We start from the raw sequence: 19976 nt of genomic DNA on the forward strand, positions 1-19976 counted from the left end.
CCAAACCTCATTTTCTCAAGGTGGGCAATGCCCACCCTACGGCGGGTTCATGAGGAATCCATCTACAGATCCCTGATCCGCCACCCAAATTCCCTGACGGAGAACAACGATGGACTTAACCACAACCTATCTGGGCCTGACGCTGAAATCCCCTCTGGTGGTCGGGGCGGCTGGCCCCTTGACTGAAGAGCTGAGCAACATTCGCTGGCTCGAAGATTCTGGGGCGGCCGCGATCGTGCTCCACTCCTTGTTTGAAGAGCAAATTCGACGCGAGCGGCTGGAACTGCATCACCACTTAGAGCATGGCACCGAGAGCTTTGCCGAAGCCTTGACCTACTTTCCGGAGCCGGAAGTGTTTCATGTGGGGACAGAAGCGTACCTCGACCATATTCGGATGGCGAAAGCCATGGTCGATGTGCCGATTATCGGTAGCCTCAACGGCTTTACCCTCGGTGGCTGGACGGATTATGCCCAGCAGATGGAGGAAGCAGGGGCGGATGCGATCGAGCTCAATATTTACTGGATTCCCACCGATCTGGAGATGTCCGGCGCGGATGTGGAGCAGCATTATCTGGACGTTGTTCATGCCGTCAAAGCGGTGGTCAATATTCCCCTCGCAGTGAAGCTCAGCCCCTATTTCAGCAATACAGCGAATATAGCGAAGCGCCTGTGCGAAGCCGGAGCCGACGGTCTAGTGCTGTTCAACCGCTTTTATGAGCCGGATATTGATATCGAAAATCTGGAAGTGCAGCCCAGCCTGATTCTCAGCCATCATTCCGACATGCTGCTGCCGCTGAATTGGATTGCCCTGCTGCACGATCGCATTCCGGCCAGCCTTGCCGCCACCACCGGCATCAACAAAGCGGAAGACGTGATCAAAATGCTGATGGCCGGGGCCGACGTGACCATGTTGGTCGCCACGTTGCTGCGTCACGGCATCGGCCACCTCAAAACGATTGAGGAAGAACTCATTACCTGGCTGCAAGAGCATGAGTACGAATCTCTCGACATTTTGCGGGGCAGCATGAGCCAGCGCAACAGTCCCAACCCCAGCGAGTTTGAGCGGGTGCAGTACATGCGGGCAGTGCAGTCTTACCACCCCATCTGGGAAGCGAACGTGCCATCGGCGTAATGCCTCGCTTCAAACGGATGGATTTTGCAGAACGCTGTTGCCGATATGGAGACAGCGTTTTTGTGTGCCGGGCGGGAAGCGCGATCGCATTGCATTTTCTGACAGGATTGCTCTCGACTTCACTCTGCCCTTTATCCTCAGCACATAGCCTTGCCATTCTTTCCTGTCCCTGGAATGGTGAGTGCTGTTGCGATCGCTCACATAGATTTTTCTGATCCCCCATGCACCCGATTTCATTGATTTTTCTGGGACTCTGTGCTTTTCTCGTCGGCTTTTGGCTGGTGCGCCAATTAGAGCGGCGCAAAGTGAAATCCTCGGGGCCACAGGCCATGATGCCCCCGACGCCTGCGGTCACTGACAGTGCCGCCCAGGCTGCCGAGGCGCAGCGAGCCATAGGTTCTAGCGATCCTGCCGCCGTTGACAACGACAGCAGGTCAGTCCCACCAATCGCTGATGCTGACCCGGTTGACACGCCCCCAAAATCCGCTCCAGCCTCAAATTACGATATTCGCGATCTGATTTTGGCCGACCGATCAGAGGAAGCCGTTAAGCTCCTCCAAAAGCGAAAGGGCTGGAACTTAGCGACTGCCCAAAAAATCGTTGCCCAACAGGCACAGCGGCAATCTCCCAAAGACCTCGATCCCGCATTGATTGCTGAAGCCCGACAGTTGCTGGCCGAAAACCGGAAAGTGTCAGCGGTCAAGCTGATCTATGACCGCACGGGTTGGAGCTTAAGAGCCGCCAAAGATTACGTCGAAAATTCCTTGTAGGGGCGAGGCATTCTCGCTGTGATGACTCTGGACCAAGTCAACACGTTGTTCCGAGAATGCCTCGCCCCTACGGTAAGGGTTTGGTCAGCCAAAGCGACTGGGTTTGGAACCCTAACTGGCGATATAGCGCGATCGCGCCCTCATTATCGGCAAACACCTGCAAGCCAATTTGGCGATCGCCGCGCGCCTGTGCCCAGGCTTGCGCGTGGTTTAACAACGCGGTGGCAATACCTTGGCGGCGATGCTCCGGCGCGACGTACACCGCCAACACATAGCTGTGGCGATCTCCCTGCTGCTGATCAACCGCATTGCCCAACCACAAAAATCCCACGGTTTGGCTGGGCGATGCGACAGTTTCCACCCACCACACCGGCGTTTCTGGCGAAAAATGCCGCTCCACCGTTGCCGCCAAATGCTGAAAGGTATTCGTGCCAACGGCTTCCTGATAGGTTTTGCCGAGAAACTTCACCAACAGGGCGCGATCGGTGCCCGTGCCGCGTCGGAGTTGGTAGCCTGCGATCGCAAAGGCCATCGATGCCAGCCTCGTTAGCTCAGGTCGTCGGGCTGCCCGGTCAACAACCAGGACACTGCGGGCAGCTCAGCATTGCGAGCGTCATCTACCTGCCCCACAGGTTCCTCAATGGGAGCCGGAGCCAGCATGTCACCCGGCAAAAAGATCCGCGCACTCACCGCCAGCATGGCAATCAAAAACGTGAGCACAATCAACAATGGCGCAATGTAAGCACGAAAAAAAGACATGGCGTTTCAAATAGAAGAACAATTGCAACCAAACAGGTATCACACCGTAGGGGCGAGGCATGCTCGGAAAAACGTTGTGATTAACCAGAGCGTTCCATCGAGCATGCCTCGCCCCCACCGGATCGCCCAATTCCCATCCTACCTGCTATCACAAACCATCCCCCACATCCTCTAAACCGGGGCGTGGCATCGGGGCAATGCGGGCGCGCTGCAAGCGTCGTAGCCACACCCCACCGAGCACCGCAATGATCAGGCCCAACCAACCCACCAGCGGTTGCAGCAACAAAAAGCCACCGATCGCAAACATGGTGCCAAACAGCAGCCCAATGGCCGCAATCACCTGCTGCCCCTGCAAGAGCAAATCCTGTTCTGGGGAAATGCCCGGTTGGTCGAAGCCCAGTTGCGGCCAGCCTCCGGCAAAGGTAATGAGGCGAATCGGCTGTTCGCCCACGGCAATGCGCTGGCGATTCCAGCCCGGGCCACCGGGATGCACTTTTTGATAGAACCGGGCCAGCGTCTCAGGACTCTCTGGCGAGGTGAGATACATCGCCGCCACCCAAATCACCGTCGTGATACTCGCAATGACCAGCAGCCGTTGGCCAAAATCGGTGGTTTGCAAAATCGTCACTCGCGATTGCAGAGCCGCCAGTCCGATAACTAGAGGGTTTTGCGCCGTTGCCGGATCCGCGATCGGCATCGTCAATAAGCCAATGATGAATCCCGCCACCATCGAGGCTAGTTCCGCAGCGGCATTGATGCGCCACCAAAACCAGCGCAAAATCAGCACCAAACCTGGCCCCGTACCGATCGCAATCACCAAGCGAAAAATCGTCGTCACATCTTGAGCAAAAAAGGCCGCCGTCGCGCCCAAGACGGTCACCAAAACAGACGCCGACCGCCCTGCCAGCACCAACTCCGCGTCAGCCGCATCACGATTGATAAAGCGAGCATACAAATCGTTCGTCAGATACGACGCGCCCCAGTTAATCAGCGTCGAAACCGTGCTCATAAACGCCGCAATCAACGACGCGACCACCAACCCCAGCAACACTGGGGGCAAGAAGTCGCTCATGAGCATGGGATATCCCAACTCCCGGTCTTCCAAATTGGGATAGACCACTAGCGCCACTAGCGCCACTACCACCCAGGGCCAGGTGCGCACGACGTAATGCAGAATGTTGAAAAACCAGGCGGCTTTCTCCGCTTCAGCTTCATCTTTAGAAGCGGCCAACCGCTGAATAAATTCCCCGCCGCCGTCACTGCGGCGAAAGGCCCACCATTGCAGGCCAATGTACGCCAAAAAGGTATTCACCGAAATCCCGGCAGTCTCGCTCCACCGGATGCCGCCATCGCCCCATTGCAGCGGCACCAGCGCCAACGTGTCTGGCCCAAACTGTGTATTGATCTGCTCAACCAGGGAGCCCATGCCGCCAATTTTGATCAGGGCCGCCCCGGCGACGACGATCGCCCCAAACAGCGCCAAAAAGAACTGAAAAAAGTCCGTCGCCACGACGCCCCACAACCCCGAAAATCCGGCATACACCAGCACAAAGATGCTGACCCCGATGACGCTCCACAGCTTGGCATCATCCCCCGGCTCAAAGCCCAGACTTTCCCACAGTTGCAAAGCTGTGATCACCTTGACCATGGCCAGCATGGCGTAGCCAATGCCAATGCAGTTAATCGGCACCGCAAATAGGAATGCCTTGATGCCCCGCAACCACGCGCCCATACTGCCGCCATAGCGAAGCTCCGTCAGCTCCGCATCGGTGACAATTTCTGATCGCCGCCACAGTCGAGAAAAGACGTAAATCATCACCACATGGGCAATGCCAAAGCTCCACCATTCCCAGTTGCCCGCGATGCCACGGGTGCCCACCACCCCAGCAATGTAGAGCGGGGTGTCGATAGAGAACGTCGTCGCGGCCATGCTGGTACCCGCCAGCCACCAGGGCAGCGATCGCCCCGACACAAAAAAGTCCACTAGCGACCCCGACGCCCGGCGCGATAAGTACAGCCCCAACCACAAGGTCAGCAGCAAATACGCCAGGACAATTAACCAGTCAATCCAGATCATGGGCAGCAACGCTTGAGAAACTCCTGGCTATCTTCTCACAAGCCCTGTCGGAGATTGGCGTGAAAATGGCGTCAGGCGATCGCGGTGCCTTTGCCGTTCACTTGGCTGATGCACAAGCCAATCACGTTCTCTAAAGCGGCTTTCCTAGTTGCTGCTTTAAATGACGAATGGCGGCGCTGGTGTTGCGTTGATAGGCAATGTCTAAACATTGGGCGGTGACATCCGTCAGATTCACCGTTGGAAAATACTGGCTCTGGGCAGCAACTTCATAGTCATCGCCTTGCAGTTGATAAATCGAGAGTTGTTGGTTCCGCAGTAACCAGACTTCCGGCACTCGATAGGGCAAATAATCTCGCACGTCGGAATAACTGGTGATGTCAATTTCCAGCACTAAATCGGGGGGCGGGTCATTGCGCCAGTCAATGCGTTCCTTCCCTGAAATGGCTGGCCAATGGTCAATGTAAAAACAATAGTCCGGCTCAATGCCACTTTCCTGCGGCAGTTGCATCGTGACGGGAGTAAAGGCATCGTACTCACGCCCCGTCTCATCCAGCAGTGCTGTGATGATGGCAGCAACTAAATGGGCATCCCGACCATGTCTGGGTAATGGTGACATGAGCAACACTTCTCCAGAACGATATTTGATGCGAGGAATGGCACTATCGCCCCGCTGCTCACATAAAGTTTGATACTCGTGCCAGGTGGCCGGCGATCGCATCACCGTGCCAGTCGATAAATAAAGCTGTTCGGGCGAAACGATCGTCAACATATCCCCGCTCCTAGCTCCTGAGCCTGCCTCAATAATCGAATTTTTCCAGTTGCCCTGCACCAACCAGAACTGTGACTTCACTATAGGCGACAGTGTTTGTTCTCATCGCGCCGTTCTCAGGCACTCAAACCGATTTCAGCAAGCGATATCGGTCCAAATGCAATCGATGAGACTTTGCAATCAGTGCGCGATCGCTACCGAAATTTTGAAAAACCCGACTAAACTCTTATAGACCTGAATGAGATGCACTCGTTATCCTATGGCCTACCAGCGTGATTTCGCCTCAGCCCCCGTCAGCACTGCCCCCATTGGCATTTTTGATAGCGGTGTCGGTGGGCTGACCGTGCTGCGAGAGATTAATCGTCAACTGCCCTACGAATCCATTCTGTATGTGGGCGATACGGCCCGGCTGCCCTATGGCGATCGCACCCCTGACGAGATTCTGCAATTCGTTCGCGAAATCATGACCTGGATGATGGCCCAGGGCACCAAGATGGTGATGATGGCCTGCAACACCAGTTCTGCCTTGGTGTTAGAGCAGGTACAAGCAGAGTTTCCGGTCCCGATTCTCGGGTTGATTCATCCGGGGGCACGGGCCGCTGCCAAAGCCGGAGACCGGATCGGCGTCATCGCCACCGCGGCAACTGTGGCCAGCAATGCCTACCGCAACGCCATTCTAGAAGTAGATTCAGCCAAACAGGTCTGGCAAATGGGTTGCCCAAAATTTGTGCCCCTCATCGAACAAGACCGGCTGCAAGATCCAGCCACGATTGAAGTCGCCAAAGCGTATTTACAGCCCTTGCTGGCGGCCAATATTGACACCCTGATCTACGGCTGCACCCATTACCCCCATCTCGCGCCCGTTTTCAAAGCGTTCTTGCCGGAGACGATTCAGCGCATTGACCCCGCCCAGTCCATGGTCAAAGCCGCGGCCAAAGAGCTCGAACTCTTGGATCTCAAAAGCACAGTGCCGGGGCGTCCCACTCAGTTTTTTGTCAGCGGTTGCCCTGACCAGTTTGCCCATTTGGCGGCTCGCTTGATCGGCCAATCCCCCCGCGTCGAACAGGTCAATTTTGAATTGACGGTGCAGTCAGCTCATCAACGATGGTTCGTATAAAGGAACTGCTGGCAAATAGCATCCCCAATGGTTGGGGTTGGGCAATGCCCAGCACTTACCGAGCCTTGGCTGGTCTGGGGAAATGATTTCAGCGCACCGCCCGAAGCGGCACGAGCTTGCTGATTTTTTGAGATTGAGGCTTGGGGCGATCGCATCTGCGATATAGTCATGCTGTCATGAGTCCGGCACTGCGCTCTTCAGGTCAGGGCTCCTACCCAGCAGAACAAGGAGTCTGGCCTTGGCTCGTAAGCGCAAGGAATCCTCTCCCCGTATTTTGGCCGTGCTCAACGGCAAAGGCGGCGTTGGCAAAACGACCACCGCTGTCAACATGGCGGCGATTTTATCTGAGGTCCAACCCGTGCTCTTGGTGGATGCCGATCCCCAAGGGTCGGCCAGTTGGTGGGTGTCACGAAATCCTCAGCCCGTGACGTTTGATATCACAACCGAGACAGACGCGACCCTTCTAGGCAAACTAAAGAAGGTGAGCGACTATGCGTTGATTGTGGTGGATACCCCTCCGGCCTTAAACTCAAGTGCCCTGGCGGCAGTAGTCCCCGTGGCAGATTACATTTTGCTGCCGACCCCGCCAGCCCCGATGGATTTAGCGGCGTTGGTGAATACGATTAAAACGGCGATCGCGCCCTCGGGGGTGGCCCATCGAGTCTTACTCACCAAGGTCGACTCGCGCAGTTTGGCCGAGGCCGTTGACGCCCAAAAAACCTTGAATAGCCTCAACATTCCCGCTTGTGAAACGGTCATTCGCACTTATAAAGCCCACGAGCGAGCCGCCCTAGAAGGGGTACCCATTACCCAATGGCGAGGCGCTAATGTGAAAGAGGCCCGCGCCGACTATTACCGAGTTGCCGAAGAACTACAGCAAGACTGGAGCCCATCATGACCAAGAAAAACTTATCTGACTTGCTGAAAGAAGAGGCTAACGGCCCCGAGGCCACGACTGACGCCTCAGCCCCCAAAGAGGCGGCCCCCAAAACACCTCCAGCCAAACCGGCTCCAGCCAAAAAGACCACCACTCGCCGCAGCCCATCGCGGTCAAAATCAACTGCGGCCCAGCGGAAATCGACGCCGACTAGCAGCACCAAATCCGCTAGCACGACGACCCCAGCGACCAGCTCTAGCAGTAGCCGCACAGTCACCAAAGCCGATCTCGAAAAACAAGTCACTCAGCTTACGGCTGACCTCGCTGCTGCCCAAAAGAAAGAAGCGGCTTTAGACAAGCAGGTGCGAGGACTGCAAGAAGATTTAACCAAGCAACAAGAGCGTCTGTTTGAACTGAAAGACACGCTGGAAAAAGCCCAAACAGCCGCCAAAGCCGATGCCGACAAACTGCAGCAGGTCACCAAAGAGCTGGAAGAGGCAAAATCCGTCATTCTCAAAATGACTGAGGCGGCTGAAGCAGCACCAACCGCTCAGCCAGCCCCGCCAGCTCCGGCTCCAGCACCAACCGCAGCCTCACCCGAACTGGAAAGTAAACCAACCCTGGCAGTCAAGCTGCCTCCCGGTGGGGGCGATATTTATCGCGGGGCACGGCTCCCGGCTTATAAGTCAGATGGCGGCGATATTGCTCGTAATCGACGGTTCCCCCCCCAAAAGCCATTGCCTGACTATGCGATCGATCACGGTCAGCAACAGAACAAAATGCTCTCCGACGAAGAAATTGGCTGGGTCGATTAGGGCTGGCTGGCTAGCGTTTAAGTTCGCAATAGTTCCTAAAGAATTAGGATTTTATAAAATTCAAGTTTTGTGGGGCTAGGCATCTTGCCTGCACTTGAACAGCCGAGACGGCTGTTCACACTTAATCAAATTCCCATTCCTAAGTGGTTTGAGTGCTTTATAGTGGCGCGGCCTAAAGTAGGCTACCTGCAAGAAAATCTCATAATTATTGAGGGTAAGCAACGTTACCGCCACTAAAGGCAATGATTGAATCAACTATCTTTATGAAGCCGTGGCGACAATCAGGCCCTGAATTTAAAGATTTTTGAAACGACCGTTCAAGTTTGAGCGGCGGCTCCATCCAAAGAACATTATTTTTCGTCAAAATGGCAATCTGATACTCACGACTTTGAGGTATCAGATGTTTGTAAAGCCTCGGTGTCCAACAAAAAACTTTAGATTCCAGAGTCTACATCTGGGATAGCTTGGCACACAATATAAAGAGCATCGACTCAGTGTTTTCACTGTAGAGAGGTAGCTGAGATTCATTCCAAGATGCTCTTTTCCGTCTTATCGCCCACCCCTGATCAGGTAGAGTCAGCCTTTGCCTGCCTGACTGAGGCGGCTTGGCAACTGCGCAGTTGCCGTAAGGTGGAAACGCTTTTAAGAACTGGCGTACAGCTTACTCAGTCGCTGTTTAAGGGCGATCGCGTCTTGATTTGCCAGGCCACTGACTACGGCAATGTCACGGTAGTCGCTGAAATAGTAGGGGAAGAGTGGCGATCGCTGCTCGGTCAGAAGATAGCGGCGGCTCAGCTGGCTCTGTCTCCCACGGCCATCGCTCCGCCAGAGGCTGGGGTGGCGATTGATCAGGTAGACGCTAGCCATCTCGATGCCACTGCGATCGCCGCTTTAACGGCATACCAAGTCAAAGCTTGCCTAGCCCGGGGCATTTGGATCGATGCGCCACCGACCGCAGCAGAGACGACGCAACTTTGGGGTTGGGTGGTCATTCAGCAGTGCCAGTCAAGCTATCACTGGCAACCCTTGCAAGGTGAGGCACTGCAACACCTGGCAATGCAAATCGGGGCGACCTTAGAAAGATTGCAATGGCAAGCCCACTTAGAGACGGTGGAAAGTCAAACGGCAGCCCTGATCGCACAAACAGAAGCGAAATATCAGCAGGCGACTCGGGCTTGCTCAATCGGCGTGTGGGATTGGGATTTAGACACCAACGAGATTTATCTCGATCCCCTGTTGAAGGAAATGCTGGGCTATCGGGATGAGGAGATTCGCAACCACATTGATGATTGGGTGCAGTACGTCTACGAAGCTGACCTGCCAGCGGTGATGGCAGCGGCAACCGACCATTTAGAGGGGCGCACGCCAGAATACCGGGTGGAGCATCGCATGGTGCACCGCGATGGGCATTTAGTGTGGGTGTTGGCCCAGGGGGCAGCGCAGCGATCACCCGACGGTACCCCCTACCGCCTGGTTGGCACCGACATCGACATCACCGAACGCAAAATTGCTGAACTCGCCTTAGCCAAACAAACTCAGCAGGAGCGGGCCTTTAATGAAGTCGCGCAAGCGGTGCGCAGTTCCCTAGAGTTAGACACAATCTTTGTAGAAGCAGCAGCGGCGATTTCTGACTTTCTTACCGGGGAAGTGGCGATTGTTCAATACCTGCCAGCCGAAGGCTGCTGGCGGCATCAAGTGGTGTATAGCCAGGGCAATCGTCAGGTAACCAAACAGTATGTAGATGTGCCCGATGCCGATAATCCGTTTGCTCAACAGCTCAAACGCCTGGAAGTCGTGCAAGTGGACAATACAGGAACGATTGACGACCCTATTAATCGTCACTTGGCGGCAGACTCTCGCTATCGGGCTTGGCTGATGGTGCCCATCGGCGTTGAAGGGGTTATCTGGGGCTCGCTTACCCTCGCACGTTCAACCCACCCGCTGCCATGGTTGACTGACGAGGTGCAGTTAGCCCAGCGGGTGGCCGAGCAATTAGCGATCGCGATCCATCAGGCCAACCTTTACCAACAACTTCAATCGGCCCACGAGCGTGATGCCCTGGTCTTGCAAAGTATTGGCGAAGGCGTGTGGGATTGGGATCCCAACGAAGATGTCATTCTGGATTCCGATCGCTATTGGGAAATTCTCGGCTATGACCCGCAAAGGCAGGGCCTTAGTAGCTTCGTGCGCGAGCTAGAACGCATTCATCCTGATGATCGCGCCGTCGTGCAAGACACGGCCTATCGGCATCTTGAGCAGCAAGAGCCGTTTGTGATGGAATTTCGGATGCAACATCGCCAGGGCCACTATCTCTGGATTCGCGCCCGTGGTCAGGCAGTTTGGAATGAACACGGGCATCCCATCCGGATGCTAGGCACGATTGAAGATATTAGCGATCGCAAGCAGGCCGAACTCGATCTGCAAGCCAGCGAAACGTTCCGCCGCCAGGTGATGGAGCTGGCCCCCGTGCCGCTCTATATCTACGACCTTGAATTAGGCCAGCTGACTTACTGTAACCCAGCCTATGAAGCCAGTTTGGGCTACTCCCAGGCAGAAATTAAAGCGCTGGGCAAAGCCTTCCTGCCCGCGATTTTTCCGACCGAAGATCACGAGCTGATCACAACCTATGACCAGCAACTTCTCGCTGATCGCACGGGTGAGATTTTCGAGTGGGAGCATACCTGTCTGCGCAAAGATGGCAGCCTCCGATTGCTACAAAATCGAGAGGTGATCTTGACCCGGCGAGCAGACGGCACGCCTAAGGAAATTCTCGGCTTTGATATTGATCTGACGGAGCTAAAGCAGGCCGAGGCATCCCTCATCAAGAGCAATGCCCTCTATGAATCACTCACCGATGCCATGCCGCAATATCTCTACCGTAAAGATCGAGAAGGGCGTGTGACCTATGTGAATTCGGCTTATTTGCGTTGGCTGAATATCACGGCAGCTGACGTCATCGGCAAAACCGTCTACGATTTTTATCCGCCAGATTTAGCAGCCAACTATGACGCGGCCGATCGCCAAGTGATCGCCACTGGGGAAATTCTTGACCTTGTGGAAGAACACCAACCCCCCAGCCAAAACGAACGCATCTATGTCCAGGTCGTGAAATCGCCCGTACGCGATGGTGAGGGCAACATTGTCGGGACCCAGGGCATCTTTTGGGATGTGACGGCACGTCGCCAACTTGAGCAAGCGTTGCAAGTATCGCGTGATGAATTAGCGATGATTTTGAACAGTTTGCACGCTGCCGTTGCTAGATTTCGCTTAACGGGCGACGTTTACGACACCATTACTTACGACTACTACTCGCCAGGCACGGAAACGGTCTTTGGGTATCCTCCAGCGATGTTGCAACATCAGCCTCAACTCTGGCGATCGCGGGTCATCCCCGAAGATTTAGTCAACATCATTGTCCCGGCGGTACAAGAATTGCGCTCAGGCAAACCCTACACAACGATCGAGTACCGCTTCCGCCATCCGGATGAGTCGATCCACTGGATTCAAGAGACGATCTCAGCCACTCAAGCCACTGATCAAGATGACTGGACGTTTACCATCATCGCGACAGACATCAGCGATCGCCAACAGGCCGAAGTCGACCTCCAACAGACCCGGACCTTACTCCAACAAGTGCTCGACCATCTGCCCGTCGGCGTCTTTGCCAAAACCGCCGACACCCGACAATACACCCTCTGGAACCCCGCCTGCACCCAGCTAACCGGCATTAACCGCGACGACGCCATCGGCCGCACTGACCATGATCTGTTGCTCCCAGAGCAAGCCAATCAATGTATTGCCGACGATCAGGCAGCCATTGCCAGCCATCAGCTTTGGGAACGCCCGCAGGAGAGGGTTGAATTGGGCGACGGGCGATCGCACATCATTCACAATCGCAAAGTCGTCGTTTACGATGCCACCGACACTCCCCAGCTCATCATCGGCATCGTTGAAGATATTACCGCCCGCGTTACCGCCGAAGCCAGCCTGCGCCAACGAGAAGCCGAATTTCGCACCCTGGCCGAAAACTCCCCCGATGGCATCCTCCGCGTGGATGCTGCGTTCTGCCTTCAATACGTGAATCCCACTATCGAACGACGCTTGGCCTTGCCCCAGGCCGCCTTACTCGGTAGACCGGTGACCGCCTTTGATCTGCCCTCTGCCTCCCAATGGCAAGCTGCGATCGCCCAAGCATTTGCCACCGGCCAAGAGCAACAACTAGAAACGCAAGAATCGCTCCCGGCTGGAGACCACTTCTTTCAGTCGCGCATTGTCCCTGAGCACAACAATCAGGGAGACATCACCTCGGTGTTGATTGTGTCGCGTGACATCACCTCACTCAAGCAAGCTCAGACGGCGCTGTTGCATCGCGCCAATCAAGAACATGCCCTCCGCATGATTACGCAGCATATTCGCGAATCACTAGACCTGGCCCCGATTCTTGCGGCAGTGGTGGAAGAGGTCCAGCAACTGCTGCAGGCTGATCGCACCTTAATTTTTCAACTCACATCAGCGCATTCTGGCATTGTCGTTCAAGAACAGAGCCGAACTGAATTTCCGACCATTCTGGCCATGCAGTGGGAAGATGAACACTTTTCGCCCAATTGCTATGCGTTTTACCAGCAGGCGCAGGGCCGCATCGTGCAAGACATCACCCAGGATGACTGGGGCGACTGCTTAATCGAGTTTATGCAGTCGATCGGCGTCCAGTCCAAAATGGTGGCCCCCATCACTCAGACTCAGACCGATGGCACCACTAGCGTCTGGGGATTACTCATTACCCACGCCTGCGCCACTCGCCGCCATTGGCAAAAGGATGAATTGACCCTTTTGCAGCAGGTGGCCCAACAACTCGCGATCGCCCTCCAACAGTCCCAATTACATCAGCAACTCTTAGCCGCCAATCACGAGTTAGAACATCTTTCCACCACCGACGGCTTGACCCGCATTGCCAACCGCCGGCAGTTTGACAACACGCTAACTGTTGAGTGGCAGCGAGCCCAACGAGAACATCGAGAACTCACGCTCGTTTTGTGTGATATTGACTATTTCAAGCAATACAACGATACCTATGGGCACCCCGCTGGGGATGACTGTTTGATCGCTGTGGCCCAAGCTCTCAAAAACTGTGTCAATCGCTCGACCGATTGCGTCGCGCGTTATGGCGGTGAAGAATTTGCCATTATTTTGCCCAACACAAATTTAACGGGGGCAATCGTTGTACTAAAGCAGATGCAAGCCGCGATCGCTGAGCTCAACCTCGCCCACGATACTCACCCCACCGCCTCGCGAGTCACCCTCAGTTATGGCGTTACGGTGGCAAAGCCTGGCCACTTCCCCACCGTTGGCGATTTGCTCGGACGCGCCGATCTCGCCCTCTATCAAGCCAAACAAGCGGGGCGCGATCGCTACGCGGTAGCGCCGCCAATCCCGCTGTCATCCCCAACTGTCATGCCCTAACGTACCGCTGTTGACTCTCTCGATCGCTTCAAGCCCAAAAAAGTCAGCAGGTTGCTCCAACAATATTTGGGCTTTGAGATTTTGAATTTTGAATGCTGCACTTGGCGATCGCCAGCAGCACGCCCCCGACCACCCTGCAGCCATCAAAAAAAGCCTTGCTATGAATAACAAGGCTTTCACACACAAATTTTTGCCCCAGAGGCCACAGCTATCGTTTGAGATGCAGCAAAGCTCGACTCAACGTCTCCCGTTGTTGCGGTGGCAGGGCAGCAGCAACTTCTTCCAAATCTTCGGGATGAATGCGCCGCAACACTTGCAATAGCTCGACCCGGTCATGATCTTCGTGGTCGCCAAAGGTCAAGCTCTCAGATTGGGCCGCGCAGGTGCCGCCATCGCACTGCAATCCTAATTCATGCCACAGCATCGTTGGCATGACAGTGCCGCGACGACCATGTAATTCGTTGATCAACAAATCATTTTCGAGATAGGCTTTGGGCGATTCGTACACTTTTTCCGGATAGGGATGAGGCACCGTAAAGCAACCAAAATGCTTGCGATATTCTTCGGAGTCAATCATTTTGGTGATCAACTCTTTGACCCCCTCCCGCATCAAAATGTCGCTGTATTCACTCATTTCGGCATGGCTTTTCGGCGCCCGCCCCATGAAATGTTTGAAGCACAGTTCTAAAAACTTGAGATTTGAACTGCTGTAGTAAAACTCGTTGAGGTAAACCTCAGACGTGCCCAAGGCTTTGAGAAACCGCTTGACGCCAATCTTATCTTTGAGAAAGTCTTTTTCCGGTTTGGCTAACTGGCGATGTTCTGAGGCATAGGGCTGGCGCTCTAGCACTTGGGTATAAATTTGGTAGAGCGCCGCTTGCCGCTCCTCTAGTGAAGAACGACGGCTGACAATTGTTTCTTGAATAGCTTCCATTGCAATATCCTCTGGGGTAGGTCGAATTCAGGTAGGGGGGACGCTACGATGAGGGGCTTAATGCGATCGCCACTTTAGGTATAGGGCTGCATCGATTCAAAAATAATGTTGATGAATGGGGTCACCTGTTCGCTGACCTGAGCGGGTAATTTTTCATTCACCACTTCTTTCAAATGCTGGTAAGCCTTACAGCAGGCCTCTTGTTTCTGATGGGCTCTGAGCATGGTGTCAAGCCAGAACATCATTTTCTCGCGGAACATAAATTCATCGTCCAGCAAGATACACAGCGAGATGTAGCGCAACACTTGCGCCATGTCGTATTGGCAGCGCTTGCCGCTCCGCTTAATGATTTCAGGATGAACTCTGGCAAATTTTTTCAGCGCTTCTAGCACGAGCTCATTGCTATGCTGACTGAGGGTTTGATAAGCCATCAGACGTTTTTGATAGGTCTCAACATACGTCTCCAGGGGGCGGAGTTCATCACTGGTTAAATAGCGACCATCGGCATCAATAAGAGCCTGGTTAAGCTGGTGATTTAAAGCTGGCATATTCCCTCCAAAAGTCCCCGTTGTCTCAGGGCGTCATGATTTCAAACAGGGTTGTTTGGTTCAGTGATTGCAGGGGGGCTTCATGGAGCCAAAAGCAGATAATCGAAGGGGCTAGATCGACTTCGGCGGCCACATCAAAACAGCGCCTGCAATACGTTTCTGTCTGATATCGATAGATTGCCCAAGGGGCGGAAAGAGGGCGATCGCGAGATGCAATTCTTAATCAAGCCACCAAAAAAAATTGCCGCATGCGTTATGAGCAAACGGCAATCAATGAGGATAAATGGGGTGAAATGATTGGCTTGAAGGGCTTTGAACGCAATTTATCGAGGCTCAGAAAATATGTCTAAATATTGCAGAGAGCGCCAAAAATGTTACGACCCACGAGCACTATCAGCCATCAGCCGCGATCACCGCACACTGTCTCAATCGGGCAGCACATAGGGAGGCACCTCAGGGGCGGCGGCGTCCGGTTGATGTTGTAAGTTGCGCACCCACAGGTCGCCATACAGCTCGGCCTGCGAGAGCTCCACTTTCGACTGAGCCGAGAGGTAGAGCAGCCCCCAAAACACACCAACTTTTTCGTGAATCTCTGCCGCCTCGGGCGACTCAGCAATATGATTGTCCGGCACCGGATTATGCTTGGGCCACTCGGCTAGCAGTTCTTCGAAATTCAGCCAGCTCAGTTGCTCTTCCAGGGTTTCCCAATATTGGTCGAGAAAGGTCGCTAGGGCATCGGCGATTTCGGTCAAATTTTCTTGGTGGGCCAGCTGAGTAATCGCCCGCACGGCGTGACGTTTTGACACGGGAGCCGCCCGCCGCGATCGCGCCCGCACGGGCTGGTCAGCAATCACCGCCGCGATGGTTTCCAACTGCTCGATCAGTTCGTTTAGCGTGACTTGGCGACGCTCGGGGGGTGGCGCGATCGCCCGCCGATGCAAGTGCTGCTCCAGGTTACGCGGCAGCGGCACAGGCACCAACTCGTCCGCATCGTCAAAAAAGCCTTCGGCCTCGAGTTCGGCCTGCGCGGCTTCCATTTCGGCACGCACCAGGGTGTCGGCCTTGAGCAGCACCAACATCGAGGCATACAAAAAGGCCTTGCCCGACTCCGACAAGCTGGTTTCATAGGGCGATCGCCCCGCCTCTGGCAGGGCGGTGGGAGTCGTATCTAGCGTTTTTAAGAAGCGATCGATCACATCAATCACTTGCACATCCCAGGGATCAATCTCGCCCTGTTCCGCTAAGTCGATCAAAAACGCGATCGCGCTCTGGGCTAGCGACACTGCCATATCACTTTTCTAGCTGGCAAACGCCTCGCTAGACTCCGAATCGTTGTCACCATTCTTCGATGCGGGCAGCATGGGCTGCTGCTCGAGTTCGACTCGATAACGCTCCACATCTTGCTCTAACTCTTGAATGCGCAGTTCCCGCTGTTCGATTTGTTTGCCCGAGCCCAAGTAACCTTGCACCTGCACCCAAACGCTAAAGACCCAAGCTAAAACCGCACCGACGCCCATGGCCACGATCAGCTCCACGCAGAGCGGCGCTTCGAGATCGACGCCTTGCACGACGTGAATGACGACTGGGTCGGTGTTTTCAATGCCAAATAAAACGAGAGCGAGGGAAATAACGAAAATCACGACAAAGTTGATCTGCCGCATAGTTGCTGACTCCTAACGTCGTCGAAAAGGTTTGCTATTGAACCTCTGCGGCCCAGCCGAGTCTGAAGTCTAACCCCGACCGCAAATGATTCCCCCCTACTATAGACCGCGAGTGCGATCGCAACTCAAATCCCATAGAAGAATGAAGCAGACGTTATTTGCTCGCTTTAGTCGGCGGCGAGGGCGGCGACTGATAGGGCAGGGGAATGTATTGCACCGACGGACGCCCCGTCATCGGCTGAGGATACAGCTCCATCAGGCTGTAAATTTCTCGCGGCAAACCGACGGTGATGGGCAAACCCAGGCTTTGGGCTTCTTCCACCGTGATGGGATAGTCGTGGGTCACTTGCCCCGTGGTGAGGCGCTCAATGATGGCATCCACTCTCTCGGGATCAACCTTTTGCTGAGGAATGCTGTCTTCTAACAACGCCCGCACAAATGCTTGGACCTGGGCGATCGCTTTCCGCGCCACATCCGCGGTCACGATCGTTTGGTCGTCAATTTTATCGATGGGCTTTTCTTCCAAGACTTTCAGCACGCTAGCCGCCGCCACATTGCCCAATTGCGGATCGACCGGCCCCAGCACCGCATTTTCATCCATCACAATTTCGTCAGCCGCCATGGCCAGCATCGTGCCACCACTCATGGCATAGTGCGGCACAAAGACCGTCACCTTCGAGGGATGGCGAATCAACGCCCGCGCAATTTGTTCCGTCGCGAGCACCAACCCGCCCGGCGTATGCAAAATCAAGTCAATGGGAGCCTCAGGCGGCGTTAGCCGAATCGCCCGCAAAATTTGTTCCGAGTCTTCAATATTGATGAATTTAGACAGGGGAATGCCCAGCAGGCTAATCGATTCCTGTCGGTGAATCATCAAGATGGCCCGACTGCCCCGCTTTTGCTCAAACGCTTGAATTGCCCCCAACCGCTTACTCACCAGCAACCGCTTTTGAATGAGCGGCTGAATGGACGACACGATCAAAAAGATAAAAAACAAGTTAAGAAACAGCACAAACACCCCACCGACAATGTTTCAGCATCAGTCTTCGCATCTACGGTCACATTATCGTGAAAGTGGAGTATCCACTGCTGTGCGGGGCCTGCGATCAAAAGAACCAGCCGTAGCTGTGCAAGCCTTTGCCAAGAATATTGACGCCGAGATAACAGACCCAGACGACGAGAAACCCAGACGCGGCCAAAATTGCCGGACGCCGTCCTTGCCAGCCCTTTGTGATGCGAGCGTGTAAGTAAGCCGCAAACACCAGCCAGGTAATCAGCGCCCAGGTTTCTTTGGGATCCCAGCTCCAGTAAGAGCCCCAGGCTTCGTTGGCCCACACCGCTCCCGAAATGATGCCGATCGTCAGCAACGGAAAGCCGATACCAATAATGCGATAGCTAATGTTGTCTAACGTGTCGGCCAACGTTAAGCGTTGGGGAGTCAGCTTGTGAGGAACTGCGGTTGACGCCGTGGCGACCTTTTCTAACACGGCGGTGCCGCCATCGCGGGAGATCGACTCAGCACTCATCGCCAAGCTAGGAGCCCCAACTGTCTCTAAGCTGTCGGTATTCCGGCGCAGCTTGGTTTCTCGAAAGGCTCCCGTACCGACGGAACTGCCCCGGAGCTCGACGGCTTGCCCCCGAGTCACAATCAGAAACGCGATCGCCATCAGTGCGCCCACCATCAACGCGGCATAGCTCAGCAGCATCACGCTGACATGCATCATCAACCAGTTCGATTTCAGCGCGGGTACCAGCGGCTCTGAAACTTGCATGTTGTCGGGTAACGTCAGGGTGCCGAAAGCTGTCATGCCCATGGCGATGGGGGCCGTAATCGCCCCCACCAATTGACTCTGACTCATGCGCTCAGCCACGAGGTGAACCGCAGTAATGCCCCAAATCACAAAAAACAGGGACTCGTAGAGATTGCTCAGCGGAAAATAGCCGCCTTCAATCCACCGGGCCGTCAGTAAGGCCGCGATCGCCATATTGGCTAGCGCCATGCCCATCGTGCCCAGGCTGCCTAAGAGGCGCACCTGTGGGAAGGCAAGACTGCTCCAGTAGGCCAACATAGTGCAAAACAGAATGGCAAAGGCTGTGTTATCTAGCCATCCTTGCAGCGTTACAAGATCCATTGCGCAGGTGCTCAAACTCTCCGTACATCCTTCATCGTACCGAGATTTTGAGCGACTCACCCACGAGAATTCTTAAAGCTTGTTGAGCGTTAACAAGGGGCACACCAGGACAGGCGATCGCATCCTCTCTCTTAGCGGTTGCCCTACTCATCAGTAGCCCCAATCAAAAGCAGCCCAAATCGAAAGCGCCCACCCAAACCGGGTAAGCGCTTCATCTCTCAATCAGGCCAGTAGCTAGCAATCACCGCCGACCAGTCAGCAGCATCACTTACTTGCTTTCAGAACGAGAATAATCATCCTGGAAGCGCACGATATCGTCTTCGCCTAGATATTCACCGTTTTGCACTTCAATCAAAATCAAGGGAATCACGCCAGAATTTTCTAAGCGGTGAGACGTGCAAGGGGGGACGTAAGTCGATTGATTGGTGCTGAGCAATGTCTCTTTCTCGCCGCAAGTCACCTTGGCCGTACCAGAAACCACGATCCAGTGTTCACTGCGGTGGTGGTGCATTTGCAAGCTCAGACGATGGCCAGGCTTCACCTCAATCCGCTTAATTTTGTAACCTCGGCCCTCTTCTAAAACCGTAAAGGAACCCCATGGCCGCAGTTCAGTGGCCGCAACCCCATCCGGGACGGCCAAAGCCTGCATCGACATACCATTCTTAGACTCAGCTAACTCTTGCGTTTTGGGCACGATAACAAACCCTCCAATTCCACATGTAAGATTTTGACGACGGCTTTCGAAATACTGATCCCCAGCTGTAGTTGCAGAGTTCCCAACTAGTTTGGTGAGTCACCATAGCTGAACTTCCGCTCAAATACTCAAATTAAACATAAAGACTGTGCGGGGACACTGGCAACAGCTTAGCCCCGGCCTTTGAAAAGCGGGTTAGCAAATACCCAACTATACAAAAACTTTAAGCTG

General features: G+C 54.5%; 17 protein-coding genes. 6 read left to right on the forward strand and 11 right to left on the reverse strand.

Annotation, left to right across the window (positions count from 1 at the left end; genetic code table 11):
- Window positions 1–109 precede the first annotated feature (109 nt).
- Entirely contained in the window at window positions 110–1132 is a 1023-nt protein-coding gene (locus DYY88_RS11150) for a dihydroorotate dehydrogenase-like protein (RefSeq protein WP_039727974.1), read from the forward strand.
- 221 nt (window positions 1133–1353) lie between these two features.
- Window positions 1354–1902 carry a hypothetical protein gene (locus DYY88_RS11155; protein WP_039727973.1) on the forward strand — a complete coding sequence of 183 codons (549 nt, stop codon included), beginning with the start codon at window positions 1354–1356 and terminating at the stop codon, window positions 1900–1902.
- A 67-nt stretch (window positions 1903–1969) separates the two neighbouring features.
- On the opposite strand, the gene DYY88_RS11160 is transcribed toward DYY88_RS11155, so the two are convergent.
- The 4 genes from DYY88_RS11160 to DYY88_RS11175 form a co-directional block, all read right to left on the reverse strand.
- Window positions 1970–2434: a GNAT family N-acetyltransferase gene (locus DYY88_RS11160; RefSeq protein ID WP_039727971.1), complete on the reverse strand. Its 465-nt coding sequence runs from the start codon at window positions 2432–2434 to the stop codon at window positions 1970–1972.
- Window positions 2435–2448: 14 nt separating this feature from the next.
- Window positions 2449–2661: a DUF8624 family small hydrophobic protein gene (locus DYY88_RS11165; RefSeq protein WP_039727970.1), complete on the reverse strand. Its 213-nt coding sequence runs from the start codon at window positions 2659–2661 to the stop codon at window positions 2449–2451.
- Between the two features lie 148 nt (window positions 2662–2809).
- Window positions 2810–4738, reverse strand: a complete 1929-nt coding sequence (locus DYY88_RS11170) for a sodium:solute symporter family protein (RefSeq protein WP_039727969.1) — start codon at window positions 4736–4738, stop codon at window positions 2810–2812.
- Between the two features lie 130 nt (window positions 4739–4868).
- A complete protein-coding gene (locus DYY88_RS11175; protein WP_039727968.1) occupies window positions 4869–5507 on the reverse strand; it encodes a Uma2 family endonuclease in 639 nt (212 codons plus the stop codon).
- Between the two features lie 259 nt (window positions 5508–5766).
- On the opposite strand from DYY88_RS11175, the gene murI reads away from it, so the two are divergent.
- From murI to DYY88_RS11195, 4 genes are all read left to right on the forward strand, one after another.
- Window positions 5767–6624, forward strand: a complete 858-nt coding sequence (gene murI / locus DYY88_RS11180) for a glutamate racemase (RefSeq protein ID WP_039727966.1) — start codon at window positions 5767–5769, stop codon at window positions 6622–6624.
- 238 nt (window positions 6625–6862) lie between these two features.
- Complete coding sequence (locus DYY88_RS11185; RefSeq protein WP_039727965.1) at window positions 6863–7522, forward strand: ParA family protein; 660 nt, start codon at window positions 6863–6865, stop codon at window positions 7520–7522.
- Window positions 7519–8316, forward strand: coding sequence for a hypothetical protein (locus tag DYY88_RS11190; RefSeq protein ID WP_039727964.1), 798 nt, complete (start codon window positions 7519–7521; stop codon window positions 8314–8316). Before DYY88_RS11185 ends, DYY88_RS11190 begins: the two co-directional genes overlap by 4 nt.
- Before the next feature lie 534 nt (window positions 8317–8850).
- The gene (locus DYY88_RS11195; protein WP_052288518.1) at window positions 8851–13776 is read left to right on the forward strand and encodes a PAS domain S-box protein; all 4926 of its coding nucleotides are present in this window, start codon (window positions 8851–8853) and stop codon (window positions 13774–13776) included.
- Window positions 13777–13984: 208 nt separating this feature from the next.
- Here DYY88_RS11195 and DYY88_RS11200 read toward each other — a convergent pair whose 3' ends face one another.
- The 7 genes from DYY88_RS11200 to DYY88_RS11230 all read right to left on the reverse strand — a co-directional run bounded on the left by DYY88_RS11200 (window position 13985) and on the right by DYY88_RS11230 (window position 19706).
- Window positions 13985–14710, reverse strand: coding sequence for a phycobilisome rod-core linker polypeptide (locus tag DYY88_RS11200; protein ID WP_039727963.1), 726 nt, complete (start codon window positions 14708–14710; stop codon window positions 13985–13987).
- A 74-nt stretch (window positions 14711–14784) separates the two neighbouring features.
- A complete protein-coding gene (locus tag DYY88_RS11205) occupies window positions 14785–15258 on the reverse strand; it encodes a globin family protein (RefSeq protein ID WP_039727962.1) in 474 nt (157 codons plus the stop codon).
- A 425-nt stretch (window positions 15259–15683) separates the two neighbouring features.
- Entirely contained in the window at window positions 15684–16547 is an 864-nt protein-coding gene (locus tag DYY88_RS11210) for a segregation/condensation protein A (RefSeq protein WP_039727961.1), read from the reverse strand.
- 9 nt (window positions 16548–16556) lie between these two features.
- Complete coding sequence (locus tag DYY88_RS11215) at window positions 16557–16919, reverse strand: lipopolysaccharide assembly protein LapA domain-containing protein (RefSeq protein WP_039727960.1); 363 nt, start codon at window positions 16917–16919, stop codon at window positions 16557–16559.
- Window positions 16920–17073: 154 nt separating this feature from the next.
- The gene (locus DYY88_RS11220) at window positions 17074–17937 is read right to left on the reverse strand and encodes an SDH family Clp fold serine proteinase (RefSeq protein ID WP_130199404.1); all 864 of its coding nucleotides are present in this window, start codon (window positions 17935–17937) and stop codon (window positions 17074–17076) included.
- Window positions 17938–18025: 88 nt separating this feature from the next.
- Window positions 18026–19051, reverse strand: coding sequence for a c-type cytochrome biogenesis protein CcsB (ccsB, locus tag DYY88_RS11225; protein ID WP_039727958.1), 1026 nt, complete (start codon window positions 19049–19051; stop codon window positions 18026–18028).
- Between the two features lie 268 nt (window positions 19052–19319).
- Complete coding sequence (locus DYY88_RS11230) at window positions 19320–19706, reverse strand: phosphomannose isomerase type II C-terminal cupin domain (protein ID WP_044151307.1); 387 nt, start codon at window positions 19704–19706, stop codon at window positions 19320–19322.
- Window positions 19707–19976 lie beyond the last annotated feature (270 nt).

The organism is Leptolyngbya iicbica LK, from assembly GCF_004212215.1.
GTDB classification, from domain to species: Bacteria; Cyanobacteriota; Cyanobacteriia; order Phormidesmidales; family Phormidesmidaceae; genus Halomicronema; species Halomicronema iicbica.

Excerpts from the sequence above, each read along its gene's own strand:
- DYY88_RS11175 (WP_039727968.1), bottom strand. The coding sequence starts at position 5,507 with ATGTTGACGATCGTTTCGCCCGAACAGCTTTATTTATCGACTGGCACG.
- DYY88_RS11200 (WP_039727963.1), bottom strand. The coding sequence starts at position 14,710 with ATGGAAGCTATTCAAGAAACAATTGTCAGCCGTCGTTCTTCACTAGAG.
- DYY88_RS11230 (WP_044151307.1), bottom strand. The coding sequence starts at position 19,706 with ATGTCGATGCAGGCTTTGGCCGTCCCGGATGGGGTTGCGGCCACTGAA.
- DYY88_RS11190 (WP_039727964.1), top strand. The coding sequence starts at position 7,519 with ATGACCAAGAAAAACTTATCTGACTTGCTGAAAGAAGAGGCTAACGGC.
- DYY88_RS11160 (WP_039727971.1), bottom strand. The coding sequence starts at position 2,434 with ATGGCCTTTGCGATCGCAGGCTACCAACTCCGACGCGGCACGGGCACC.
- DYY88_RS11165 (WP_039727970.1), bottom strand. The coding sequence starts at position 2,661 with ATGTCTTTTTTTCGTGCTTACATTGCGCCATTGTTGATTGTGCTCACG.
- DYY88_RS11155 (WP_039727973.1), top strand. The coding sequence starts at position 1,354 with ATGCACCCGATTTCATTGATTTTTCTGGGACTCTGTGCTTTTCTCGTC.
- ccsB (WP_039727958.1), bottom strand. The coding sequence starts at position 19,051 with ATGGATCTTGTAACGCTGCAAGGATGGCTAGATAACACAGCCTTTGCC.
- DYY88_RS11150 (WP_039727974.1), top strand. The coding sequence starts at position 110 with ATGGACTTAACCACAACCTATCTGGGCCTGACGCTGAAATCCCCTCTG.
- DYY88_RS11210 (WP_039727961.1), bottom strand. The coding sequence starts at position 16,547 with ATGGCAGTGTCGCTAGCCCAGAGCGCGATCGCGTTTTTGATCGACTTA.
- DYY88_RS11195 (WP_052288518.1), top strand. The coding sequence starts at position 8,851 with ATGCTCTTTTCCGTCTTATCGCCCACCCCTGATCAGGTAGAGTCAGCC.
- DYY88_RS11205 (WP_039727962.1), bottom strand. The coding sequence starts at position 15,258 with ATGCCAGCTTTAAATCACCAGCTTAACCAGGCTCTTATTGATGCCGAT.
- DYY88_RS11170 (WP_039727969.1), bottom strand. The coding sequence starts at position 4,738 with ATGATCTGGATTGACTGGTTAATTGTCCTGGCGTATTTGCTGCTGACC.
- murI (WP_039727966.1), top strand. The coding sequence starts at position 5,767 with ATGGCCTACCAGCGTGATTTCGCCTCAGCCCCCGTCAGCACTGCCCCC.
- DYY88_RS11215 (WP_039727960.1), bottom strand. The coding sequence starts at position 16,919 with ATGCGGCAGATCAACTTTGTCGTGATTTTCGTTATTTCCCTCGCTCTC.